Here is an 18,365-nt window from a genome sequence, read left to right on the forward strand (position 1 = left end):
TCTAATCCGCAGGCTGCGTCGGGTGGCATGCGGAGGCGGAATGACGTCAACTCCCGTTCTGGTGATCCTCAGCGCCGCGACGGCGCTTGGCCTGTATCTCCTGCTCCTCGTCATGCGCGGCGAGCGCAGGCAGGGGCTGGTGGCGCTGCATCTGCTGCTCGGGCTCGGCGGGCTGGAGACGCTGGTGATGCTGCTGCACGGCACGCCGGACGGCGCCGATCCCGCGGGCAGCCTCTCGTTCGGCAAGATCGCCGCCGGCCTGTTCGCGGTGTCGGCGTTTTCCGGCTTCGTCGCCGCGCTGGCGCGCCGTTCCCCGGTCGCCGCCAACGTGCTGCTCGGCACCCACGTCACCGTCGGCCTCGCCGGCTTCGCCCTGGTGCTGGCCTGGGTGTCGGGTTCGTAGCCGATCCGGAGACTGTCGGGCTCACGGTGCGGTGTGCAGGAGTTCGCTGTCGTCATGGTGCACGAGAGCGGACTTGAGTTGCGCTTCTTGTTCGATCAGCCGCAGCGTTTGCGCCAGATGACGTTCGGTCTTGTCGACCACGCCGTCACGGTCACGGTTCCGGTAGAGCGTCAGCAATTCGGCGTGGTCGCGATTGTTCATGTCGCGAATGTCGGGCTCGGCGAACATCGACAGGACCACATAGGGCGACGCCGCATGGGCCAGGTTGTAAACCACGCTGCCGAGGCGACCGCTATTGCTGTTTCCCGTCAGCGCCGCATGAAACTCCTCGTTCAAGCCGGCCCAACTCTGCGCCGACACCTTGCCGCACATCTTGCGATGACAGGCCTCCGCGCGCGCGAGGTCGTCGTCCTTGATCCCGTCGAAGGTGCGGGCCGCCAGCAACGGCTCCAGCCGGATCCGCATCTGATAGATCTCCTGAACGTCGTCCAGGGTCAATCCGCGAACCACTGCGCCGCGCCGTTCATCGAGTGATATCAGGCCTTCGGACAGCAGGTCCCGAAAGGCTTCGCGCACCGGTGTCGTGCTGACGTCGAGCTGGCGGGCGATCTCCTCCTGTCGCAGACGCGATCCCGCCGCGTAGCGTCCCTGCAGAATTCTGGTCCGCAAATTCAGCAGGACATGTTGACGGACGGTGGTGGGCTGTCCACGTCCCCGCATCGATCACTCCCTGAAATCGTCACGCATGGCCGTTCAACCCCGGGCCATCGTCGACTTCCGGTGCCACGCGGCGAACGCGTTCAATGCCCAAGCACTATCACATGTCGTCGGCGGGCCGCCGCCGCATTAATGTGCATAATGCACAATGCATTGAAGCGGTGGACGGTCGCGGACCGGCGGCGCCTCCGACTCCGGTGGTTCGACCTAACGCCCTACAGGAACGTAGAATTTTCGCTTCACGCGGACGCCTCTGGGCGCTGGCATAGCCTTTGCTAAGCATTTGCAAAGGAGTAACTCCATGGCAGAGCCGCAGATCCAGCTGAGCGTCCGGGACATCCGGAAAGTGTTTCCCGGGAAGGGGGGCGAGGTGCCGGTGCTCGATGGATTGTCATTCGACATCTACGAGCGAGACTTCGTCAGCATCATCGGGCCCAGCGGCTGCGGAAAGACGACGATCTTCAATGTGATCGCCGGACTGCTCGACGCCGACAGCGGAAGCCTGATCTATCGCGGCGAGCAGGTCGGCAGCCTCCGCGGCCGCATCGGCTACATGATGCAGAAGGATCTGCTGTTTCCCTGGCGCACGGTCCTGGAAAACGTCCTGCTCGGCCTGCGGGTGCGTGGCGTCGCCGACGCCGAAGCGCTCGACACCGCGCGCGAATACCTCTCGACCTTCGGGCTCTCGGGCTTCGAGAAGGCCTATCCGAAGACCTTGTCGGGCGGAATGCGTCAGCGGGTGGCGTTGATCCGCACGCTGATTATGGATCCGGACATTCTGTTGCTCGACGAGCCTTTCTCAGCGCTCGACTACCAGACGCGTCTGTATCTCGAGGGCGTGTTGATGGAGGCGGTCGAGACCTTCAACAAGACCGTCATTCTGATCACCCACGACGTCGACGAGGCGGTGGCCTTGTCCAAGCGGGTGGTGGCGCTGAGCGGGCGGCCGACGCGGGTCAAGAACGTCCACCACATCGATATCGAACGCGCCGGACCGGTCGAGGCGCGCAGCGACCATCGCTTCTCCGAATATTTCCACATGCTTTGCGGCGAACTCGACATTCAGACCAGAAAAGCGAAGTCCAACTGATGAGCAGCATCACACAAGCCTCGTCGACGTCCGGCGGCAATGCCGTGCGCTCCGACCTCCAGCCGATCAAATCGAAACGACGGCTGATGATCACGCTCGATACCCATATCGGCCGCACCGCGCTGCAGACGGTCGCCGTCGCGGCCTTCTTCCTGCTGTGGGAGTTCGGCGTCGAGATGGGCTGGATATCCGAGTTTCTGGTCGGCAAACCATCCGGCATCTGGTGGCGCTTCCAGGCGCAGATGCTCGACGGTTCTCTGATCGTCGACAGCGGATACACGCTGTACGAAGCCATCATCGGCTTCGTCGTCGGCACGATCGTGGGATCGATTCTCGGGCTGGCGATGTGGTACTCGATCTTCGTGGCGCGAATGGTCGAACCGTTCATCGTGGCGCTGAACAGCGTCCCCAAGATCGCGCTGGCGCCGGTCATTCTGCTGTGGTTCGGCACCGGCCTGTTGTCGAAAGTGGTTCTCGTGGTGTCGATGACGGCGCTGGTCGCGCTGATCGCCGCCTATCAGGCCGCCAAGGACGCCGACAAGGATCTGCAGTCGCTGATGGTGTCGATGGGCGGCTCCAAGCACCAGATCTTCTACAGCGTCATCATCCCTTCCTCCTTGCCGGCGATCATCGCGACGTTTCGGATCAACATCGGCTTCGCCCTCGTCGGCGCGGTGGTCGGAGAGTTCATCTCGTCGAAGCGCGGCCTCGGGCATCTCGTCTACAACGCATCGAGCCTCTACGACCTGAATTCGGTCTGGGTCGGTTTGTTCGTCCTGATGTTCATGGGCTTCGTGCTCTATCACGGCATCGATGCGCTGGAGCGATACTTGCTCCCCTGGAAGCAAGACATCGGACACACCCGCGTCCAGGCCTAGACGCGACGCGCACGCAACCACCAAGCCCTCACTCAACAACGGAGCGGAATTCCCATGCGTTCGATCGGAAAAATCATCGGTGCAGTCACCGTGACGGCGTCGTTGGCGATGTCGACTGCGATGCCGACATCCGCGATGGCAAAGCAGGTCAAGATCTCCCAGGCCTTCCAATCCATGCTCTACCTGCCGTTCTACGTCGCGATCGACAAGGGCTTCTTCAAACAGCAGGGAGTGGATGTCGACAAGGAGACCGCGGGTTCGCCGACGACGGCGTTGTCGGCGGTGTTGTCCGGCAGTGCGGCGTTTTCAATCCACGGGCCGGAGTGGACCGCAATCGCCAATTCGAAGGGTGCCGATGTCAACATCATCTCCAATGTCGTGAATGGGGCGGCGGTCTGGATCGCGGCGACGCCGGACTTCAAGTTCGAGACCATTCAGGACGTGAAGGGGCAGAAAATCGTCGCCGGTCTGATGCCGACCACCAGCACGTCGCTGTTCTTGAAGCTGCTCAAGGACAACGGCATGAAGCCTGATTCCGACGTCGATCTGTTGCAGGTGCAGATCGGCTCCGAGCCCGGCCCGTTTCTCGGCGGACAGGCCAAGCTGGCGGTGCTCTACGAGCCGGGCCTCGATCAGGTCGTTTCGAAAGGCATGAAGGTCGTGGTCGGCTTTCCGAAAGCCTACGGCCCTTATGCCTTCTCGTCGATCACGGCGCGCAAGAACGTCGATCCGAAGGACGCACAGGCCGTCGTCAATGGGATGGAGCTGGCGCTGCGCTTCATGCAAGCCAATCCCGACGAGACCGTCGCGATCGCCCAGAAGGAATTCCCGACTCTCGACGGCAAGATCGTCGAGGCGGCGGTCCGGCGGATGATGAAGGAAAGCGTCTATCCGACGAGCGTACAGACCACGCCGAAGGCTTTCGAGACGGCAATGCAGACCCAGATCGCGCTCGGCAATCTGAAGCAGGCGCCGAAGTACGAGGATTTCGTCGTGCAGGACTATGTGAAGAACGCGCTCGCACTGCCGAAATGAGCCGCGCAGCCGGCGGTCGGCGACGACCGTCGGCATCTTTTTTCTGTTGAGGACCCCCGCATCATGTCGTTTCCATTGGGACTGCTTGCCGTCCATCGTGCGTTTCGCGCAGGAACGCTGAGCCGCGCCGATTACTTGGCAGCCTGCACCGAGCGCGCCGACGAGGTCGAGCCGTGGCTCAAGGCGTTCAGCTATCGGGTGTCCCCCGACCAACTTGATGTCGCCGGAGACGGCGCGCTGGCCGGCATCCCGGTCGGCATCAAGGACATCATCGCCACCGCCGGCATCCCGACCACCAACGGATCGCGGGTCTATGCCGATCACGTCCCGGATCAGGATGCGCCGATCGTCGGGCGTATCAAGCGGCTGGGCGGCATCGTCTTCGGCAAGACCGTGAGCACCGAATTCGCATGGCGCTGCCCCGGGCCGACGGTCAATCCGCACAATCGGAATCATACGCCCGGCGGCTCGTCGAGCGGTTCGGCGGCTGCGGTGGCGGCCGGCATCGTGCCGCTCGCGCTCGGCACTCAAACCGTCGGCTCGGTGATCCGCCCGGCCGCGTATTGCGGCGTGGTCGGCTTCAAGCCGAGCTTCGGCGCGATCGTGCGCGACGGCGTGCATCCGCTCGCGCAGTCGCTCGATCACGTCGGCGTCCTGACGCGGTCGGTCGAGGATGCGGCCTTTGCGTTCTCTCTGCTGGCGGACGCGTCCGACGCATCGGGCTCGGCGCCGATAGCCGATGTCGCCGACGACGTCCCGGCGGCGTCATCGCTGCGCCTCGGGGTGGTGCGGCCGCCGAACTGGGATCGCGTCAGCAGCGAGCAGAACCAGGCGTTCGAGCAGGCCTTGGATAAGCTTCGGCGTGCCGGCGCCACGGTGGTGCCGCTGGAACTGCCGGCGACTTACTGGCAGGGGTTCGAAGCCGCCGAAATCATCCTCGCGGCGGAGGCGGCCGCGATCTTCGATCCGTTGATCGCGCGGTTTCCCGATCGGACGAGCCCGCAATTGAAGGAACTGGTCGCGACCGGCAATGCGATCGCAGCGACCCGCTATATCGGGGCACGCCAGTTGCAAGCGGCATTGCAGGCCGAATTTCCGCAGCACCTGAGCGGCCTCGATGGCATCCTGACGGCCCCCGCGCCGGGGGAGGCCCCGGAGGGGCTGGCTTACACCGGAGATGCCAGTTTCTGCGCTGTGTGGACCATGCTGGGCGTGCCGGCGTTGACGATGCCGATCGCCGTCTCGGCACACGGACTGCCGCTCGGCATTCAACTGGTCGGCGGACACGGCGAGGACACCCGTCTGCTGCGCGCTGCCCGGGCGGTGGAGGCACAATTGGCGAATTGACGCCCGGTGCAAGCCCGCGGCTCCGCAGCGCGCCCGAAGTCTTCGTCGCGGTGGCGCACTGCGGAGACGTTCAGGACCGCACCCTGACGTAGCTGCCGGGGGCGTCCTCGATCGGCTGATAGGTCTCGTTGCCGATGGCGCGGGCAGGGACCTGCTCGGGGTCGAAGCTGCCGACCCATTGCCGCCAGTCCGGCCACCACGAGCCCTTGTGCTCCTGCGCGCCCTTCAGCCATTCGGCGACCGAGCCGGCGCGGATGTTGTCGTTGGTCCAGTACTGATATTTGTTCGCCGCCGGCGGATTGATCACGCCGGCGATGTGGCCGGAGCCGGACAGCACGTATTTCACCGGGCCGCCGAAGAATTGCGAGCCGTACAGCACCGATTCCGCCGGCGCGATGTGGTCCTCGCGGGTGGCGAGGTTGTAGATCGGCACCTTGACCTTGGCGAGATCGAGCGTGGTGCCGTCGAGCACCATGGTGCCGGCCGACAGCTTGTTGTCGAGATAGCAGTTGCGCAGGTAATAGGAGTGATTGGCCGCGGGCATCCGGGTGGCGTCGGAATTCCAGTGCAGCAGATCGAACGCCGACGGCGGCTGGCCCTTGAGATAGTTGCTGACCACATAGGACCAGATCAGGTCGTTCGGCCGCAGCATGTTGAAGGCCATCGCCATCCGCGCCCCCTCCAGCACGCCGGTCGCCTGCATGTCGCGCTCCAGCGCCGAGATCTGGCCCTCGTCGACGAACACCATCAGGTCGCCGGCATGGGTGAAATCGACCTGGGTGGTCAGGAAGGTCGCCGAGGTGACGCGCTGGCGGCGGCGATCGGCCAGCCACGCCAGCGTCGAGGCGAGCAGGGTGCCGCCGACGCAATAGCCGATGGTGTGCACCTTCATCTCGCCGGTGACCTTCTCGATCACGTCCATCGCGGTCAGCGGTCCGAGCTTCATGTAGTCGGCAAAGCTCTTGTCGGCGAGGCTCCTGTCCGGATTGACCCAGGAGATCACGAACACGGTGAGACCCTGGTCGACGCAATACTTGATGAACGACTTCTCGGGTTTGAGATCGAGGATGTAGAATTTGTTGATCCACGGCGGCACGATCAAGAGCGGCGTGCGCAGCACGGTTTCGGTCGCGGGCTGATACTGGATCAGCTGCATGATCTCGTTCTGGAAGATCACCTTGCCGGGCGTCGTCGCCATGTTGACGCCGACTTCGAGGTTGGAAGGATCGGACTGGCGGATCTTGAGATGGCCCTTGCCGGCGGCGATGTCCTCGGCCAGCATCTTCATGCCGCGAACCAGATTGTCGCCGCTGCTCTCCAGCGTATGCCGCGTCAGCTCCGGGCTGGTCGGCACGAAGTTCGACGGCGCCAGCGCGTTGGTGATCTGCTGGATGTAGAACGCCGCCTTCCTTTTGGTGTGCGGGTCGAGGCCGTCGGCCTTCTCGACCAGCTCGTTGGCCCATTGCGAGGTCAGCAGATAGGCCTGCATGATGAAGTCGTAGAACTGGTTCTTGCGCCAGTCCGGGTCGGCGAAGCGCTTGTCGCGCGGCGGCGGCTCGATCGTCGGCTCGACCTTCTCGCCGGCGAGCTTCTTCGAGGCGTTGCCCCACAGATCGAGATAGGATTTGCCGAGCCTGGCCTGCAGCTCCGCGGCGCGCGCCTGATCGGACATCCAGTAGTTCGCGACGCTGGTGAGGGTCTTGACGATTTCCGTGAGTTCGGCCGGCGGCTCGGCGGCGTTCGGCGTCTCGCGCGGCTTCATCATCGTCGCCAGCGCCTGGCTGCCGCACTCCATCGCCTGCGACAGGTTGCGCGCGAAAGCCTCGGGATCGAACGTCTTCGCCGTCGTGGTTTCTGGTAGCATGTCGCTCATGGCCTGGACGCTTCAACCCTGTTCGAATGTCTTGATACGGTTTTTGTCGCTTTACGGTCGTGTCGCTTACGATTTTGTCGTTGTCGCGCCGATGATGGCATAGTTCAGTGAACGGCGCTGAAATCGATGTGCTGCACTGCGACAATTCGCGCTTGATTTGGCCACATTGGCATCCCACTGACTTGACCTTGTCGCCTAGGGTCGGGGTGGCGAGGGTCGTCGTCGTTCGTTAAGGTTTTACGGCCGCCCTGGTTCGGGCGGATGACGAAGATTGCTTCGGCGAGCGGCGGGTCGATGCCGCTAGCAAAGGAACAGCGTTTTGCGGGTGATGCGAGAGACGGGGGCAAAGGTCGCGCGGGACGGCAGCCGGGATCGCGCGAGCCGGCGCGCCGCCATGGTTCTTGCCGTGCTGCTGGCCGGGGCATGCCTCGGCGGTTGCTCGATCTCGCTGTCCGACATGCCGTTGATGGGCGCCAGCGACAGCGTCGAGAAGCCGAAAGAGGTGGAGGCTTTCCCGGCGGTCAACGACCTGCCGGCGAACCGGGACGAGGCCGTGCTGGCCCCTGCCGAGCGCAACAAGATCGAGCAGGAGCTGATCGCCGCCCGCGAGCGCCAGGCCAACGCCAATGCCAGCGCCGCCAAGCCGGCCGCCGCCAAATAGCCGTCAGCGTCGCCGGAGCACGAACGGCGACGGTGGTGGGTCACCGTTCGCAGGCCGACGCAGCACAAACACCGTCCTCGACCTGATCCGCCGCAAAATCGTGCCAATGGGAGCGTTTCTGCGCCTGAATCGGATTCCCCTCCGATCAAGAACGCGGTAACGATCCAGCCGCACCCCGGAGTCGAGGACCATGGAAGAATTTTACCGCATTCGCCGCTTGCCGCCTTACGTGTTCGAACAGGTCAACCGGGCCAAGGCAGCCGCGCGGAATGCCGGGGCCGACATCATCGACCTGGGCATGGGCAATCCGGATCTGCCGGCGCCGCCGCATGTGCTGGAGAAGCTCAAGGAGACGCTCGGCAAGCCGCGCACCGACCGCTATTCCGCCTCGCGCGGCATCACCGGGCTGCGCAAGGCGCAGGCGGCCTATTACGACCGCCGGTTCGGCGTGAAGCTGAACCCCGACACCCAGGTCGTCGCCACCCTGGGCTCCAAGGAAGGCTTCGCCAACGTCGCCCAGGCGATCACCGCGCCCGGCGACGTGGTGCTGTGCCCGAATCCGAGCTACCCGATCCACGCCTTCGGCTTCCTGATGGCCGGCGGCGTGATCCGCTCGGTGCCGTCGGAGCCGACCCCTGAGTTCTTCGCCGCCGCCGAGCGGGCGATCATCCATTCGATCCCCAAGCCGATCGCGCTGATCGTGTGCTATCCGTCGAACCCGACCGCCTATGTGGCCAGCCTCGATTTCTACAAGGACCTGGTGGCGTTCGCGAAGAAGCACGAGATCATGATCCTGTCGGATCTGGCCTATGCCGAGGTCTATTTCGACGATTCCAACCCGCCGCCCTCGGTGCTGCAGGTGCCGGGCGCGATGGACGTCACCGTCGAGTTCACCTCGATGTCGAAGACGTTCTCGATGGCCGGCTGGCGGATGGGTTTTGCGGTCGGCAACGAGCGCATCATCGCGGCGCTGGCGCGGGTGAAGTCGTATCTCGATTACGGCGCCTTCACCCCGGTGCAGGTCGCCGCCACCGCGGCGCTGAACGGCCCGGACGACTGCATCAAGGAAATGCGCGAGACCTACAAGAAGCGCCGCGACGCACTGGTCGAGAGCTTCGGCCGCGCCGGCTGGGAGATCCCGCCGCCGTCGGCCTCGATGTTCGCCTGGGCGCCGCTGCCGCCGGCGTTCCGCGAGCTCGGCAGCATGCAGTTCGCGACCCTGATGGTCGAGAAGTCCGGCGTCGTAGTGTCGCCCGGCGTCGCCTTCGGCGAGCACGGCGAAGGCTTCGTCCGCATCGCCATGGTGGAAAACGAGCAGCGCATCCGCCAGGCGGCGCGCGGGGTCCGGCGCTTCCTTGAAAGCGGCGTCGAAACGTTGCACAACGTGGTTCCTCTCGCCACCCGGCGATAGGACCCGGTTCCCGAAGGCCCGCGCGGCCTTCGGCCCGGTTCGTCGGCCCCGGATTCCTCGTCTCGGGCTTTCCGGTTTTTCAGCCTTCCGGCAGCAGGTTCAGCGCGTCATGGTCGCGCCACTCAGAGTGGGTATTGCGGGTCTCGGCACCGTCGGCGCCGAAGTGGTCCGCGTCATCGAACAGCAGCAGCGCACGCTCGCGGCGCGCTGCGGTCGTCCCGTGCGCGTCGTCGCCGTCACCGCGCGGTCGAAGACCAAGAAGCGCGGCATCGACCTTTCCGGCATCAAATGGGCCAAGAGCCCGCTGGCGATCGCGACCGATCCCGAGGTCGACTGCTTCGTCGAACTGATCGGCGGCGCCGGCGATCCGGCGGAGGCCGCGATCGAGGCGGCGCTCGCCGCCGGCAAGTCGGTCGTCACCGCCAACAAGGCGCTGATCGCCAAGCACGGCCTGAAGCTCGCGGCGCTCGCCGAGAAGCACGGCGTCGCGCTGAACTACGAAGCCGCCGTCGGCGCTGCTATTCCTGTCATCAAGACGCTGCGCGAGGGCCTCGCCGGCACCGACATCCATCGCATCTACGGCATCCTCAACGGCACCTGCAATTACATCCTGACCCGGATGGAGCAGGAGGGTCTGTCGTTCGACGAATGCCTGAAGGACGCGCAGCGGCTCGGCTATGCCGAGGCCAATCCGTCGTTCGACGTCGACGGCCACGACACCGCGCAGAAGCTGTCGATTCTCGCCAGTCTCGCGTTCGGCACCAAGGTCGCGCAGAGCGCGGTTCATGTCGAAGGCATCACCTCGATCACGCCGGAGGATCTGCGCGCCGCCGCCGACCTCGGCTATCGCCTCAAGCTGCTCGGCGTCGCGGTGCGTACCCCGCAGGGCATCGAGCAGCGCGTGCATCCGACCATGGTGCCGAAGTCCTCGTCGATCGCGCAGGTGATGGGTGTCACCAACGCGGTGACCATCGACGGCGACGGCATTCCGCCGATCACGCTGGTCGGCGCCGGCGCCGGCGCGGCCGCGACCGCCTCGGCGGTCGTTGCCGATATCGCCGATGTCGCGCGCGGCACCCGCGCCGAGCCGTTCGGCCGCCCGGTGGGCAAGCTCGCCGCGATCACCAAGGCGCCGATGCAGCGCCACGAGGGCGGCTACTATCTGCGCCTGATGGCGCGCGACCATGCCGGCACCGCGGCGACGATCGCGACGCGTCTCGCCGAGCAGGACATCTCGATCGAATCGATCGTGCAGCGCCAGCCCGAGCGCGCCACCGATGCGAACGGCAAGCCGCTGAAATCCGCGCCGGTGCCGGTGATCCTGATCACCTATGCGACCAGCGAGGACGCGGTGCGCCGCGCCTTGCAGGCGGTGCAGCGCGACAAGGTGATCAGCGGCCGGCCGCAGGTCATCCGGATCGAAAAGAACTAGAAGACGCCAGAGACAAGTACGCCCGCGCCGCTGGGGTGCGGGCAGAGTTTGAGGAGAGGGCCGATGTCCACCACCATTTCCGTTCCGCCGCAATTGTTGCTGGAGCGCATCCTGACGCTCGAGATCGTGCGTGTGACGGAGCGTGCTGCGGTGTCGGCGGCGCGGCTGCGCGGCCACGGCAACGAGAAGGGCGCCGACCAGGCCGCGGTGGACGCGATGCGCCGCGAACTCAACAAGATGCCGATCGAAGGCACCGTGGTGATCGGCGAGGGCGAGCGCGACGAGGCGCCGATGTTGTTCATCGGCGAGAAGGTCGGCGCCGGCATCGACGGCGGCCCGAAGGTCGACATCGCGGTCGACCCGCTCGAAGGCACCACGCTGTGCGCCAAGAACATGCCGGGCTCGATCGCCACCATGGCGATGGCCGAAGGCGGCACGCTGCTGCACGCGCCCGACGTCTACATGCAGAAGATCGCGATCGGCCCGGGCTACGACAAGAACGTGATCGACATCGACGCACCGCCCGAAGACAACATCCGCCGCCTGGCAAATGCCAAGGACGTGTCGGTGCACGACATCACCGTGCTGGTGCTCGACCGGCCCCGCCATGCCGAGCTGATCGCCAAGATCCGCGCCACCGGCGCCGGCGTGCAGCTGATCACCGACGGCGACGTCGCCGGCGTGATCCACTGCGCCGATCCGGACAACACCGGCGTCGACATCTACATGGGCACCGGCGGCGCGCCGGAGGGCGTGCTGGCCGCGGCGGCGCTGCGCTGCATCGGCGGCCAGATGCAGTGCCGGCTGTTGCTCGACACCTATTCGAAGCGCAACCGCGCCGAGTCGATGGGCATCGAGGACCCGAACTTCGTCTATCAAATCGAGGACATGGTGAAGGGCGACTGCCTGTTCGCCGCGACCGGCGTCACCGACGGCTCGTTGCTCTCGGGCGTCAAGTTCCGCAAGCATGTGATCCAGACCGAAACCGTGGTGATGCGCTCGGTGACCGGCACCGTCCGCTACATCAAGGCGGATCATCGTCAGTTCGAGAAATTCCACCTGGATTGAGGATGACGCCGATGGCCGTTGAGATCCGTCCCGTCGGCCCCGACGAGCGCGCCGCATGGGAGCCGCTGTGGGCGGGCTACCTCGATTTCTACAAGGCGACGCTCGCGCCCGGGACCAATGACGTCACCTGGGCGCGGTTTCACGATGCCGCCGAGCCGATGTATCTGCTCGGCGCCTATGTGGACGGCAAGCTCACCGGCATCGTGCAGTTCCTGTATCATCGCTCGTGCTGGACGGCGGGCGATTACTGTTACCTGCAGGACCTGTTCGTCGCCGACAGCGCGCGCGGGCTCGGCCTCGGCCGCAAGCTGATCGAGGCGGTGTACGACCGCGCCAAGGCCGACGGCTGCAGCCGGGTGCACTGGCTCACGCAAACCGGCAACGCCACCGCGCGCCTCTTATACGACCGCATCGCCGACGATTCCGGCTTCATGCAATATCGGAAGGTGTTCTAGTTCGTCATTCCGGGGCGCACGCAGCGAAGCTGCGGGCGAACCCGGAATCTGAGACCGGCATTGGCCTTCGAGATTCCGGGTTCGCGCTTCGCGCGCCCCGGAATGACCAGAACAACGGGCAAGGCCCTCATCCTGAGGAGCGGCCGTCTTCGGCCGCGTCTCGAAGGATGAGTGGCTGGAAATCATGGTTCGAGACGGCGCTGCGCGCCTCCTCACCATGAGGTCGGTATACGTAGCAAGGGAGAGAAGCGATGGCCGGAAGAGCCGAACCGACAGACGTGCAGGCCCTGGTGTTCGACATCTTCGGCACCGTGGTCGACTGGCGCAGCAGCCTGATCGCCGACTTCACCGCGTGGTCGGCGAAGCGCGGCGTCGCCGGCGACTGGGCCGGGCTGGTCGATGCGTGGCGGCAGGCCTATGTGCCGTCGATGGACGCGGTCCGCAAGGATCCGTCGCGCGGCTTCATCATCCTCGACGATCTGCACCGCCGCTCGCTGGAGAAGCTGGTGGTCGAGTTCGGCATCGCGGGGCTGACCGACGACGACCTGCACTACATGACGACCGGCTGGCACCGGCTGAAGCCGTGGCCGGATGTGGTCGCCGGCCTCTCCCGACTGAAGACGAAGTATATCATCAGCCCGCTGTCGAACGGCAATGTCGGTCTGCTGACGCGGATGGCCAAGACCGTCGGGCTGCCATGGGACCTGATCCTCGGCGGCGACCTGTTCGAGCACTACAAGCCCGACCCCGAGACCTATCTCGGCGCGGCGCGGCTGCTGAACCTGGCGCCTGAACAGGTGATGATGGTCGCCGCCCACAACAACGACCTCGACGCCGCGCAGAAGCTCGGCCTGAAGACCGCCTTCGTGGCCCGTCCGACCGAATACGGCCCGCTGCAGAAGCAGGATTACGAGGCGACCGGCGCCTGGGACATCGTCGCCGCGGATTTCGGCGGCATCGCCGACCGGCTGGGGTGCTGATCTTCAAGTCTGCCACAAGGTTTCCGTCGTCCTGAGGTGCGCGCCCTTGCGCGCCTCGAAGGATGTGCCGCCGGCACGGCGCTTGTCGCCGCATCCTTCGAGGCTCGCTGCGCTCGCACCTCAGGATGACGACTCGATGCATGAGGTGAGGCATCGGTTTGCCTCGCCCTCGCTTCGTGCTTATCTCCACGCGCCATGACCTTGCCCGCATCCGCATTGCCGCCTGATCCCGTGTCGGCGTTTCTCGGCGTGAGCCGCTCCGCCACGGGCAAGCTGTGGCGCGACCGGCTGGATGGGCGCGGCACCGCGAAGGCGCAGGCGATCGCGCAGCGCTATCAATTGCCGGAGATGCTGGCGCGGGTGATCGCGGGGCGGGGCATCGAGATCGACGCGGTCGCCGATTTCCTCGATCCGACCATCCGCAAGCTGATGCCGGATCCATCGACGGTGACGCAGATGGAGGCCGGCGCCACGCGCATCGCCGATGCCGCGACGAAGCGCGAGAAGGTGGCGATCTTCGGCGATTACGACGTCGACGGCGCGACCTCGGCGGCGCTTTTGGCGTGGCATCTGCGGCATTGCGGCCTCGATCCGCTGATCCACATTCCCGATCGCATCTTCGAAGGCTACGGCCCGAATGTCGACGCCATCCGGATGCTGGCGGACAAGGGCGCGACGCTGCTGATCACGGTCGATTGCGGCACCACCAGCCTGGAGCCTTTGGCCGAAGCGCGCCGGCTCGGCATGTCGGTGGTGGTGATCGACCATCACCAATGCGGCGACGAACTGCCCGAGGTCGAGGCGCTGATCAATCCGAACCGGCCCGACGATCTCTCCGGTCTCGGCCATCTCGCCGCCGTCGGGCTGGTGATGATGACGCTGGTCGCGGTCAATCGCGAGCTGCGGCATCGCGGCTTCTGGACGGTGGAACGGCCTGAGCCGAATCTGCTCGACATGCTGCATCACGTCGCGCTCGGCACCGTCGCCGATGTCGCGCCCTTGATCGGGCTCAACCGCGCCTTCGTCGCCAAGGGGCTGATCGCGCTGCGAAGGCGCGATCATGTCGGCCACACTGCGCTGATGGACGTGGCGCGGCTCAACGGGCCGCCGGAGGTCTGGCATCTCGGCTTCATGCTCGGCCCGCGGATCAATGCCGGCGGCCGGATCGGCCGCGCCGATCTCGGCGTGCGGCTGCTGCTCGAAGGCGACGTCTCGGAGGCGGCACGGATCGCCGCCGAGCTCGACCGGCTCAACACCGAGCGCCGCGTCATCGAGCAGATGGCGGAGGCGCAGGCGGAAGCCGAGGCGATGGCGTCGCTCGGGCTCGAGGACAAGGGCGCGGTGATCGTCACGGCGTCGGAGGGCTGGCACCCCGGCGTGGTCGGGCTCGTCGCGTCGCGGCTGAAAGAGAAATTCGGCCGTCCGGCCTTTGCCATCGCGCTGGAGCCCGGCGGCATCGGCACCGGCTCGGGCCGCTCGATCGGCGGCGTCGATCTCGGCCGCGCGGTGCGCCAGGCGGTGAGCGAGGGCATCCTGATGAAAGGCGGCGGCCACGCGATGGCCGCCGGGGTGACGCTGCGCAAGGAACGCCTCGCCGAATTCCGCGGCTGGCTGGAGACCGCACTCGCCGCCGACGTCGCCAAGTCGCGCCACGTCAACGAATTGTCGATCGACGGCGCGGTGTCGGCGCGCGGCGTGACGCCGGAATTCGCCGCCACGCTCAATCGCGCCGGGCCGTTCGGCGCCGGCAATCCCGAGCCGGTCATCGCGCTGCCGGCGCATCAACTGGTCTATGCCGACGAAGTCGGGCAGGCGCATCTGCGGCTGCGGTTCAGGTCCGGCGACGGCGCCATCGTCAACGGCATCGCGTTTCGCAGCGTCGGCCAGAAGCTCGGTCAGGCGCTCACCGAGAACCGCGGACAGCAACTCCACGTTGCCGGCTGTCTTGCGATCGATCGCTGGCAGGGCGCCGAGCGCGTGCAGTTTCGCGTGATCGACGTCGCGGTGCCGGACCCCGGGCCGGCGATGATCAGGTGACATCGTCATTCCGGGGCGCGCCGAAGGCGCGAACCCGGAATCCCGAGATGTTCTGCATGCGAGGGGCTGAGCGCCCCGAACGTCGAGATTCCGGGTTCGCGAGCTTTGCTCGCGCCCCGGAATGACTCGCTGTTACGTACAGATCTCGCCCTGCATCACCATCTCGCGGAACAGCTCGACGGCTTTCGGGTTGAGCGCGCCTTCGTCGGGCAGCACCAGCGGCAGGTCGGGCGGGGCGAGGATGGCGAATTGCCGGCCCCATTCGTAGACCCAGGCCAGCCCGTCCTGAAACATCAGCTCGTCGTCGAATTTCGGCAGCCGCCCGGAGCGCGCCTCGGCGAAGCCGCGGCGGAAGGCGGTGTTCCAGACGATCTCGTCGAGCGGAGCCTGAAAGGTCTCGGCCTGCGGGCGTATATCGGTCACGGCACGATCCAGCGACATATCCAGCGGTGAGGGCGAAGGCGGGTATTATTCCACGGCGCGCGGCGATCCGCACCCGGACTTTCGGTGGATTTTGTCACGGCTGCTGCGGTGGGCGGTCCGGCACCAGCCGCAGCGGCGTCAGCCGGCGGATCGCGGGGCGCACCCAGCGGCGGAAATTGGCGTTATGCAGCAGGATGCCGCCGAAAAATCCGACCAGGCAGCCGAGTACGGTGTCGATCAGCCGGGCCTCGATGATCTCGACCGGGACGCCGTGGCCGAGCGTGGCGGCGTCGGCGAGGAAGATCGTCAGCGGCGTGATGAAGATCACCGCGAAGCCGTAGTGCCGGATCACCGCGGTCTCGATCACGAAGCTCAGCCCGAGCACCAGCAGCGCGATGCTCCATTTTTCCAGCGGCAGCGACAGCAGGCCGGTGGCGATCACCAGGCCGAGCACGGTGCCGAGGATGCGGTGCAGCTGTCGGTTCCAGATCGCCCGCACCGACAGGCCCTGGATTACCGCGAGGCAGCTCACCGGCACCCAATAGGGCCGCTCCAGTTGCAGCGCCTGGGCAAGCGCCAGCGAGACGCCGACCGCCGCGCCGATCAGCACCGAGTCGAGCACGACGACATCGAAATCGGCTTGCGCCAGCGGCTCGACCGGCAGCGGATCGCGGATGCGCGAGACGTACAGCGTGTAGACCAGGGCGATCAGGGTGGCGAGCAGGCTGCCCATCGCGAACAGCCCGGCCTTCAGCGGCACCTGCATCAGCTCGCTCGGCGTGTAGGCGGCGATCGAGGCGGCCATCACGAAGAACAGGCTGCCGGGCGGCCCGACCCGATAGAACCGGCACACCATCGTCACCATGATGGCGACGAAGGTGAGCGCCGGCACCAGCAGCCAGGGCAGCAGATGCACAATCAGTCCGACCGTGTAGCAGGCGAGGAAGCCGAACGACGCCGCCATCATCGCCGCCATGCGGTGGTGCAGCGGCGTGCGCGGCAGATACAGGAACGCCATACCGCCGAGCGAGGATATCAGGCCGTAATCGAGGTGATCGAAATACGCGCCGATCAGCATCGGCAGTCCGGCGGCGAGCGCGACCGAGGCCGGCATCTGCCAGGGGCGGTCGCTCGGATTGATGGTGACCAGCGCGCGCCACTCTTCGTGCGCCAGCGCCTTCACCCGGTGCCAGGTCCAGTGATGCCGCATCGCGGGCGACCTACGGACCCTGCCGCAGCCGCGCCAGCAGCTTGAGCCCGCCATAGCCGTCGGCCGGCTGCATCCCGGCGCGGGTCTGATAATCGCGCACCGCCTTCATGGTGTCGTTGCCGACCCGGCCGTCGGTGCCGCCGGTGTCGAAGCCGGCGCGCGTCAGCCGGGTCTGCATTTCCTGCACCTCGGCCAGCGTCATCGCCCGCTCGGAGCCCGGGAACGCGTTCGCGAACGGGCCCGCGCCGAGGATGCGGTCGCCGAGGTGGCAGATCGCCAGCGCGTAGTTCATCGACGGGTTGTAGCTGCGCACCGCGTAGAAGTTCGGGCCCAGCAGGAATTGCGGGCCGCCCGCGACCGGCACCCACATCTGCGCCATCGCTTGCGGATCGGGAAACGGCTCGCCGTCGACGCGGGCGACGCCGGAGCGCGACCAGGCGAGATAAGAGCGGCTGCCGCTGATCGCGCCACCGGGGCCGCGGACCTCGTAGCCCCAATGCTCGCCGCGGCGATACTTGCCGCGATTGACGAGATATCTGGCGCTGGAGCCGAGCGCGTCGTCGGGGCGGCCGAACGGCGAGACGCGGCCGTCGCGGTCGTAATCGATCCCGACATTGAGCCAGACTTCGGGCATCCACTGGGTGTGACCCATCGCACCGGCCCAGGATCCGCGCATCTCGTCGGGCGTCGACCAGCCGCGGTCGACGATCTTCAGCGCGTTGATCAGTTCGGTTTCCCAATAGGCGCGGCGGCGCGGCTCGTTCCAGGCCAATGCTGCGAGCGAGGGGAACACCGGGCGCATGTGGTTCTGCTGCACCAAAGGGTCGCCATAGGCGCTCTCGACGCCCCACAGCGCCAGCAGCGTGCCGCGCTCGACGCCATAATCGCGCTCGATCCGGGCGAACAGCGGCTCGTGTTTCTTCAGCGCCTCACGGCCGTTGGTGATGCGCCAGTCGGAGACGCGGCGGTTGATATATTGCCAGAGCTGCTCGTGGAATTCCGGCTGCTTCTGCATCTTCTTGAACACGCTCATGTCCGGCTCGACCCGGGCCATCGCGCGGTCCCAGGTCTGCGCCGAGATGCCCTTGGCGAGCGCGCGGCCGCGGAACCCGTCGCGCCATTCCTCGAAGCCGGCCGGGGCGGCGCGCGCCACCGCCGGCCACATCACGGCTGCGCCGAGCGCGGATTGCAGCAGAAGGCGACGGGTCGGCAGGAAACTGGAATCGGAGCGTGTCATTGCGCGAGTTTAACGGCTTTGCTGCAGGCCGCCAGAGCCGAGGGCCGAGCGCGGGGCAGGCGGCCGCGGTCGAGGCGCAGGGTTGCAGCGGGAGAAGCGACAAGTTGT

Annotated in this window: 17 protein-coding genes; 12 read left to right on the top strand and 5 right to left on the bottom strand. The window is 66.2% G+C overall.

Features of this window, described 5'->3' with window-relative positions; translation table 11 throughout:
• Positions 1-40 precede the first annotated feature (40 nt).
• A complete protein-coding gene (locus ACTZWT_RS15040) occupies positions 41-403 on the top strand; it encodes a hypothetical protein (protein ID WP_444770480.1) in 363 nt (120 codons plus the stop codon).
• 21 nt (positions 404-424) lie between these two features.
• Here the strand turns inward: ACTZWT_RS15040 and ACTZWT_RS15045 are convergent, their stop codons facing one another.
• Positions 425-1,123 (bottom strand): GntR family transcriptional regulator, encoded by a 699-nt coding sequence (locus ACTZWT_RS15045; protein WP_444770481.1) that lies wholly within the window; start codon positions 1,121-1,123, stop codon positions 425-427.
• A gap of 298 nt (positions 1,124-1,421) precedes the next feature.
• On the opposite strand from ACTZWT_RS15045, the gene ACTZWT_RS15050 reads away from it, so the two are divergent.
• The 4 genes from ACTZWT_RS15050 to ACTZWT_RS15065 all read left to right on the top strand — a co-directional run bounded on the left by ACTZWT_RS15050 (position 1,422) and on the right by ACTZWT_RS15065 (position 5,470).
• Positions 1,422-2,210: an ABC transporter ATP-binding protein gene (locus ACTZWT_RS15050; RefSeq protein ID WP_444770482.1), complete on the top strand. Its 789-nt coding sequence runs from the start codon at positions 1,422-1,424 to the stop codon at positions 2,208-2,210.
• The gene (locus tag ACTZWT_RS15055; protein ID WP_444770483.1) at positions 2,210-3,088 is read left to right on the top strand and encodes an ABC transporter permease; all 879 of its coding nucleotides are present in this window, start codon (positions 2,210-2,212) and stop codon (positions 3,086-3,088) included. The genes ACTZWT_RS15050 and ACTZWT_RS15055 overlap by 1 nt, the downstream gene beginning before the upstream one ends.
• A 54-nt stretch (positions 3,089-3,142) precedes the next feature.
• Positions 3,143-4,123, top strand: a complete 981-nt coding sequence (locus ACTZWT_RS15060) for an ABC transporter substrate-binding protein (RefSeq protein ID WP_444770484.1) — start codon at positions 3,143-3,145, stop codon at positions 4,121-4,123.
• 63 nt (positions 4,124-4,186) lie between these two features.
• Complete coding sequence (locus ACTZWT_RS15065) at positions 4,187-5,470, top strand: amidase (RefSeq protein WP_444770485.1); 1,284 nt, start codon at positions 4,187-4,189, stop codon at positions 5,468-5,470.
• A gap of 70 nt (positions 5,471-5,540) precedes the next feature.
• Here ACTZWT_RS15065 and phaC read toward each other — a convergent pair whose 3' ends face one another.
• On the bottom strand, positions 5,541-7,343 hold the full coding sequence (gene phaC / locus ACTZWT_RS15070; RefSeq protein WP_444770486.1) for a class I poly(R)-hydroxyalkanoic acid synthase: 1,803 nt from the start codon (positions 7,341-7,343) through the stop codon (positions 5,541-5,543).
• A gap of 394 nt (positions 7,344-7,737) precedes the next feature.
• Between phaC and ACTZWT_RS15075 the strand changes: the two genes are divergently transcribed.
• The 7 genes from ACTZWT_RS15075 (at position 7,738) to recJ (ending at position 15,387) form a co-directional block, all read left to right on the top strand.
• A complete protein-coding gene (locus tag ACTZWT_RS15075; protein ID WP_444770487.1) occupies positions 7,738-8,004 on the top strand; it encodes a hypothetical protein in 267 nt (88 codons plus the stop codon).
• Positions 8,005-8,194: 190 nt separating this feature from the next.
• Positions 8,195-9,415 carry an LL-diaminopimelate aminotransferase gene (locus ACTZWT_RS15080; RefSeq protein ID WP_444770488.1) on the top strand — a complete coding sequence of 407 codons (1,221 nt, stop codon included), beginning with the start codon at positions 8,195-8,197 and terminating at the stop codon, positions 9,413-9,415.
• A gap of 109 nt (positions 9,416-9,524) precedes the next feature.
• Complete coding sequence (locus ACTZWT_RS15085; RefSeq protein WP_444770489.1) at positions 9,525-10,847, top strand: homoserine dehydrogenase; 1,323 nt, start codon at positions 9,525-9,527, stop codon at positions 10,845-10,847.
• Between the two features lie 63 nt (positions 10,848-10,910).
• On the top strand, positions 10,911-11,915 hold the full coding sequence (gene glpX / locus ACTZWT_RS15090) for a class II fructose-bisphosphatase (protein ID WP_444770490.1): 1,005 nt from the start codon (positions 10,911-10,913) through the stop codon (positions 11,913-11,915).
• Positions 11,916-11,926: 11 nt separating this feature from the next.
• Entirely contained in the window at positions 11,927-12,370 is a 444-nt protein-coding gene (locus tag ACTZWT_RS15095) for a GNAT family N-acetyltransferase (RefSeq protein WP_444770491.1), read from the top strand.
• Positions 12,371-12,621: 251 nt separating this feature from the next.
• Positions 12,622-13,350 (top strand): haloacid dehalogenase type II, encoded by a 729-nt coding sequence (locus ACTZWT_RS15100; protein ID WP_444770492.1) that lies wholly within the window; start codon positions 12,622-12,624, stop codon positions 13,348-13,350.
• Positions 13,351-13,545: 195 nt separating this feature from the next.
• Positions 13,546-15,387 (top strand): single-stranded-DNA-specific exonuclease RecJ, encoded by a 1,842-nt coding sequence (gene recJ / locus ACTZWT_RS15105; RefSeq protein WP_444770493.1) that lies wholly within the window; start codon positions 13,546-13,548, stop codon positions 15,385-15,387.
• A gap of 132 nt (positions 15,388-15,519) precedes the next feature.
• Here the strand turns inward: recJ and ACTZWT_RS15110 are convergent, their stop codons facing one another.
• From ACTZWT_RS15110 to ACTZWT_RS15120, 3 genes are all read right to left on the bottom strand, one after another.
• Positions 15,520-15,810, bottom strand: a complete 291-nt coding sequence (locus ACTZWT_RS15110; protein WP_444770494.1) for a hypothetical protein — start codon at positions 15,808-15,810, stop codon at positions 15,520-15,522.
• Between the two features lie 94 nt (positions 15,811-15,904).
• Positions 15,905-17,020, bottom strand: coding sequence for an FUSC family protein (locus tag ACTZWT_RS15115; protein ID WP_444770495.1), 1,116 nt, complete (start codon positions 17,018-17,020; stop codon positions 15,905-15,907).
• A gap of 10 nt (positions 17,021-17,030) precedes the next feature.
• Positions 17,031-18,257, bottom strand: a complete 1,227-nt coding sequence (locus tag ACTZWT_RS15120) for a lytic murein transglycosylase (RefSeq protein ID WP_444770496.1) — start codon at positions 18,255-18,257, stop codon at positions 17,031-17,033.
• Positions 18,258-18,365 lie beyond the last annotated feature (108 nt).

Source organism: Rhodopseudomonas sp. NSM, from assembly GCF_052445935.1.
GTDB lineage: Bacteria > Pseudomonadota > Alphaproteobacteria > Rhizobiales > Xanthobacteraceae > Rhodopseudomonas.

Excerpts from the sequence above, each read along its gene's own strand:
- ACTZWT_RS15120 (WP_444770496.1), bottom strand. The coding sequence starts at position 18,257 with ATGACACGCTCCGATTCCAGTTTCCTGCCGACCCGTCGCCTTCTGCTG.
- ACTZWT_RS15080 (WP_444770488.1), top strand. The coding sequence starts at position 8,195 with ATGGAAGAATTTTACCGCATTCGCCGCTTGCCGCCTTACGTGTTCGAA.
- phaC (WP_444770486.1), bottom strand. The coding sequence starts at position 7,343 with ATGAGCGACATGCTACCAGAAACCACGACGGCGAAGACGTTCGATCCC.
- ACTZWT_RS15060 (WP_444770484.1), top strand. The coding sequence starts at position 3,143 with ATGCGTTCGATCGGAAAAATCATCGGTGCAGTCACCGTGACGGCGTCG.
- ACTZWT_RS15100 (WP_444770492.1), top strand. The coding sequence starts at position 12,622 with ATGGCCGGAAGAGCCGAACCGACAGACGTGCAGGCCCTGGTGTTCGAC.
- ACTZWT_RS15115 (WP_444770495.1), bottom strand. The coding sequence starts at position 17,020 with ATGCGGCATCACTGGACCTGGCACCGGGTGAAGGCGCTGGCGCACGAA.
- ACTZWT_RS15065 (WP_444770485.1), top strand. The coding sequence starts at position 4,187 with ATGTCGTTTCCATTGGGACTGCTTGCCGTCCATCGTGCGTTTCGCGCA.
- ACTZWT_RS15095 (WP_444770491.1), top strand. The coding sequence starts at position 11,927 with ATGGCCGTTGAGATCCGTCCCGTCGGCCCCGACGAGCGCGCCGCATGG.
- ACTZWT_RS15045 (WP_444770481.1), bottom strand. The coding sequence starts at position 1,123 with ATGCGGGGACGTGGACAGCCCACCACCGTCCGTCAACATGTCCTGCTG.
- ACTZWT_RS15040 (WP_444770480.1), top strand. The coding sequence starts at position 41 with ATGACGTCAACTCCCGTTCTGGTGATCCTCAGCGCCGCGACGGCGCTT.
- ACTZWT_RS15055 (WP_444770483.1), top strand. The coding sequence starts at position 2,210 with ATGAGCAGCATCACACAAGCCTCGTCGACGTCCGGCGGCAATGCCGTG.
- ACTZWT_RS15050 (WP_444770482.1), top strand. The coding sequence starts at position 1,422 with ATGGCAGAGCCGCAGATCCAGCTGAGCGTCCGGGACATCCGGAAAGTG.
- ACTZWT_RS15075 (WP_444770487.1), top strand. The coding sequence starts at position 7,738 with ATGGTTCTTGCCGTGCTGCTGGCCGGGGCATGCCTCGGCGGTTGCTCG.
- ACTZWT_RS15085 (WP_444770489.1), top strand. The coding sequence starts at position 9,525 with ATGGTCGCGCCACTCAGAGTGGGTATTGCGGGTCTCGGCACCGTCGGC.
- glpX (WP_444770490.1), top strand. The coding sequence starts at position 10,911 with ATGTCCACCACCATTTCCGTTCCGCCGCAATTGTTGCTGGAGCGCATC.
- recJ (WP_444770493.1), top strand. The coding sequence starts at position 13,546 with ATGACCTTGCCCGCATCCGCATTGCCGCCTGATCCCGTGTCGGCGTTT.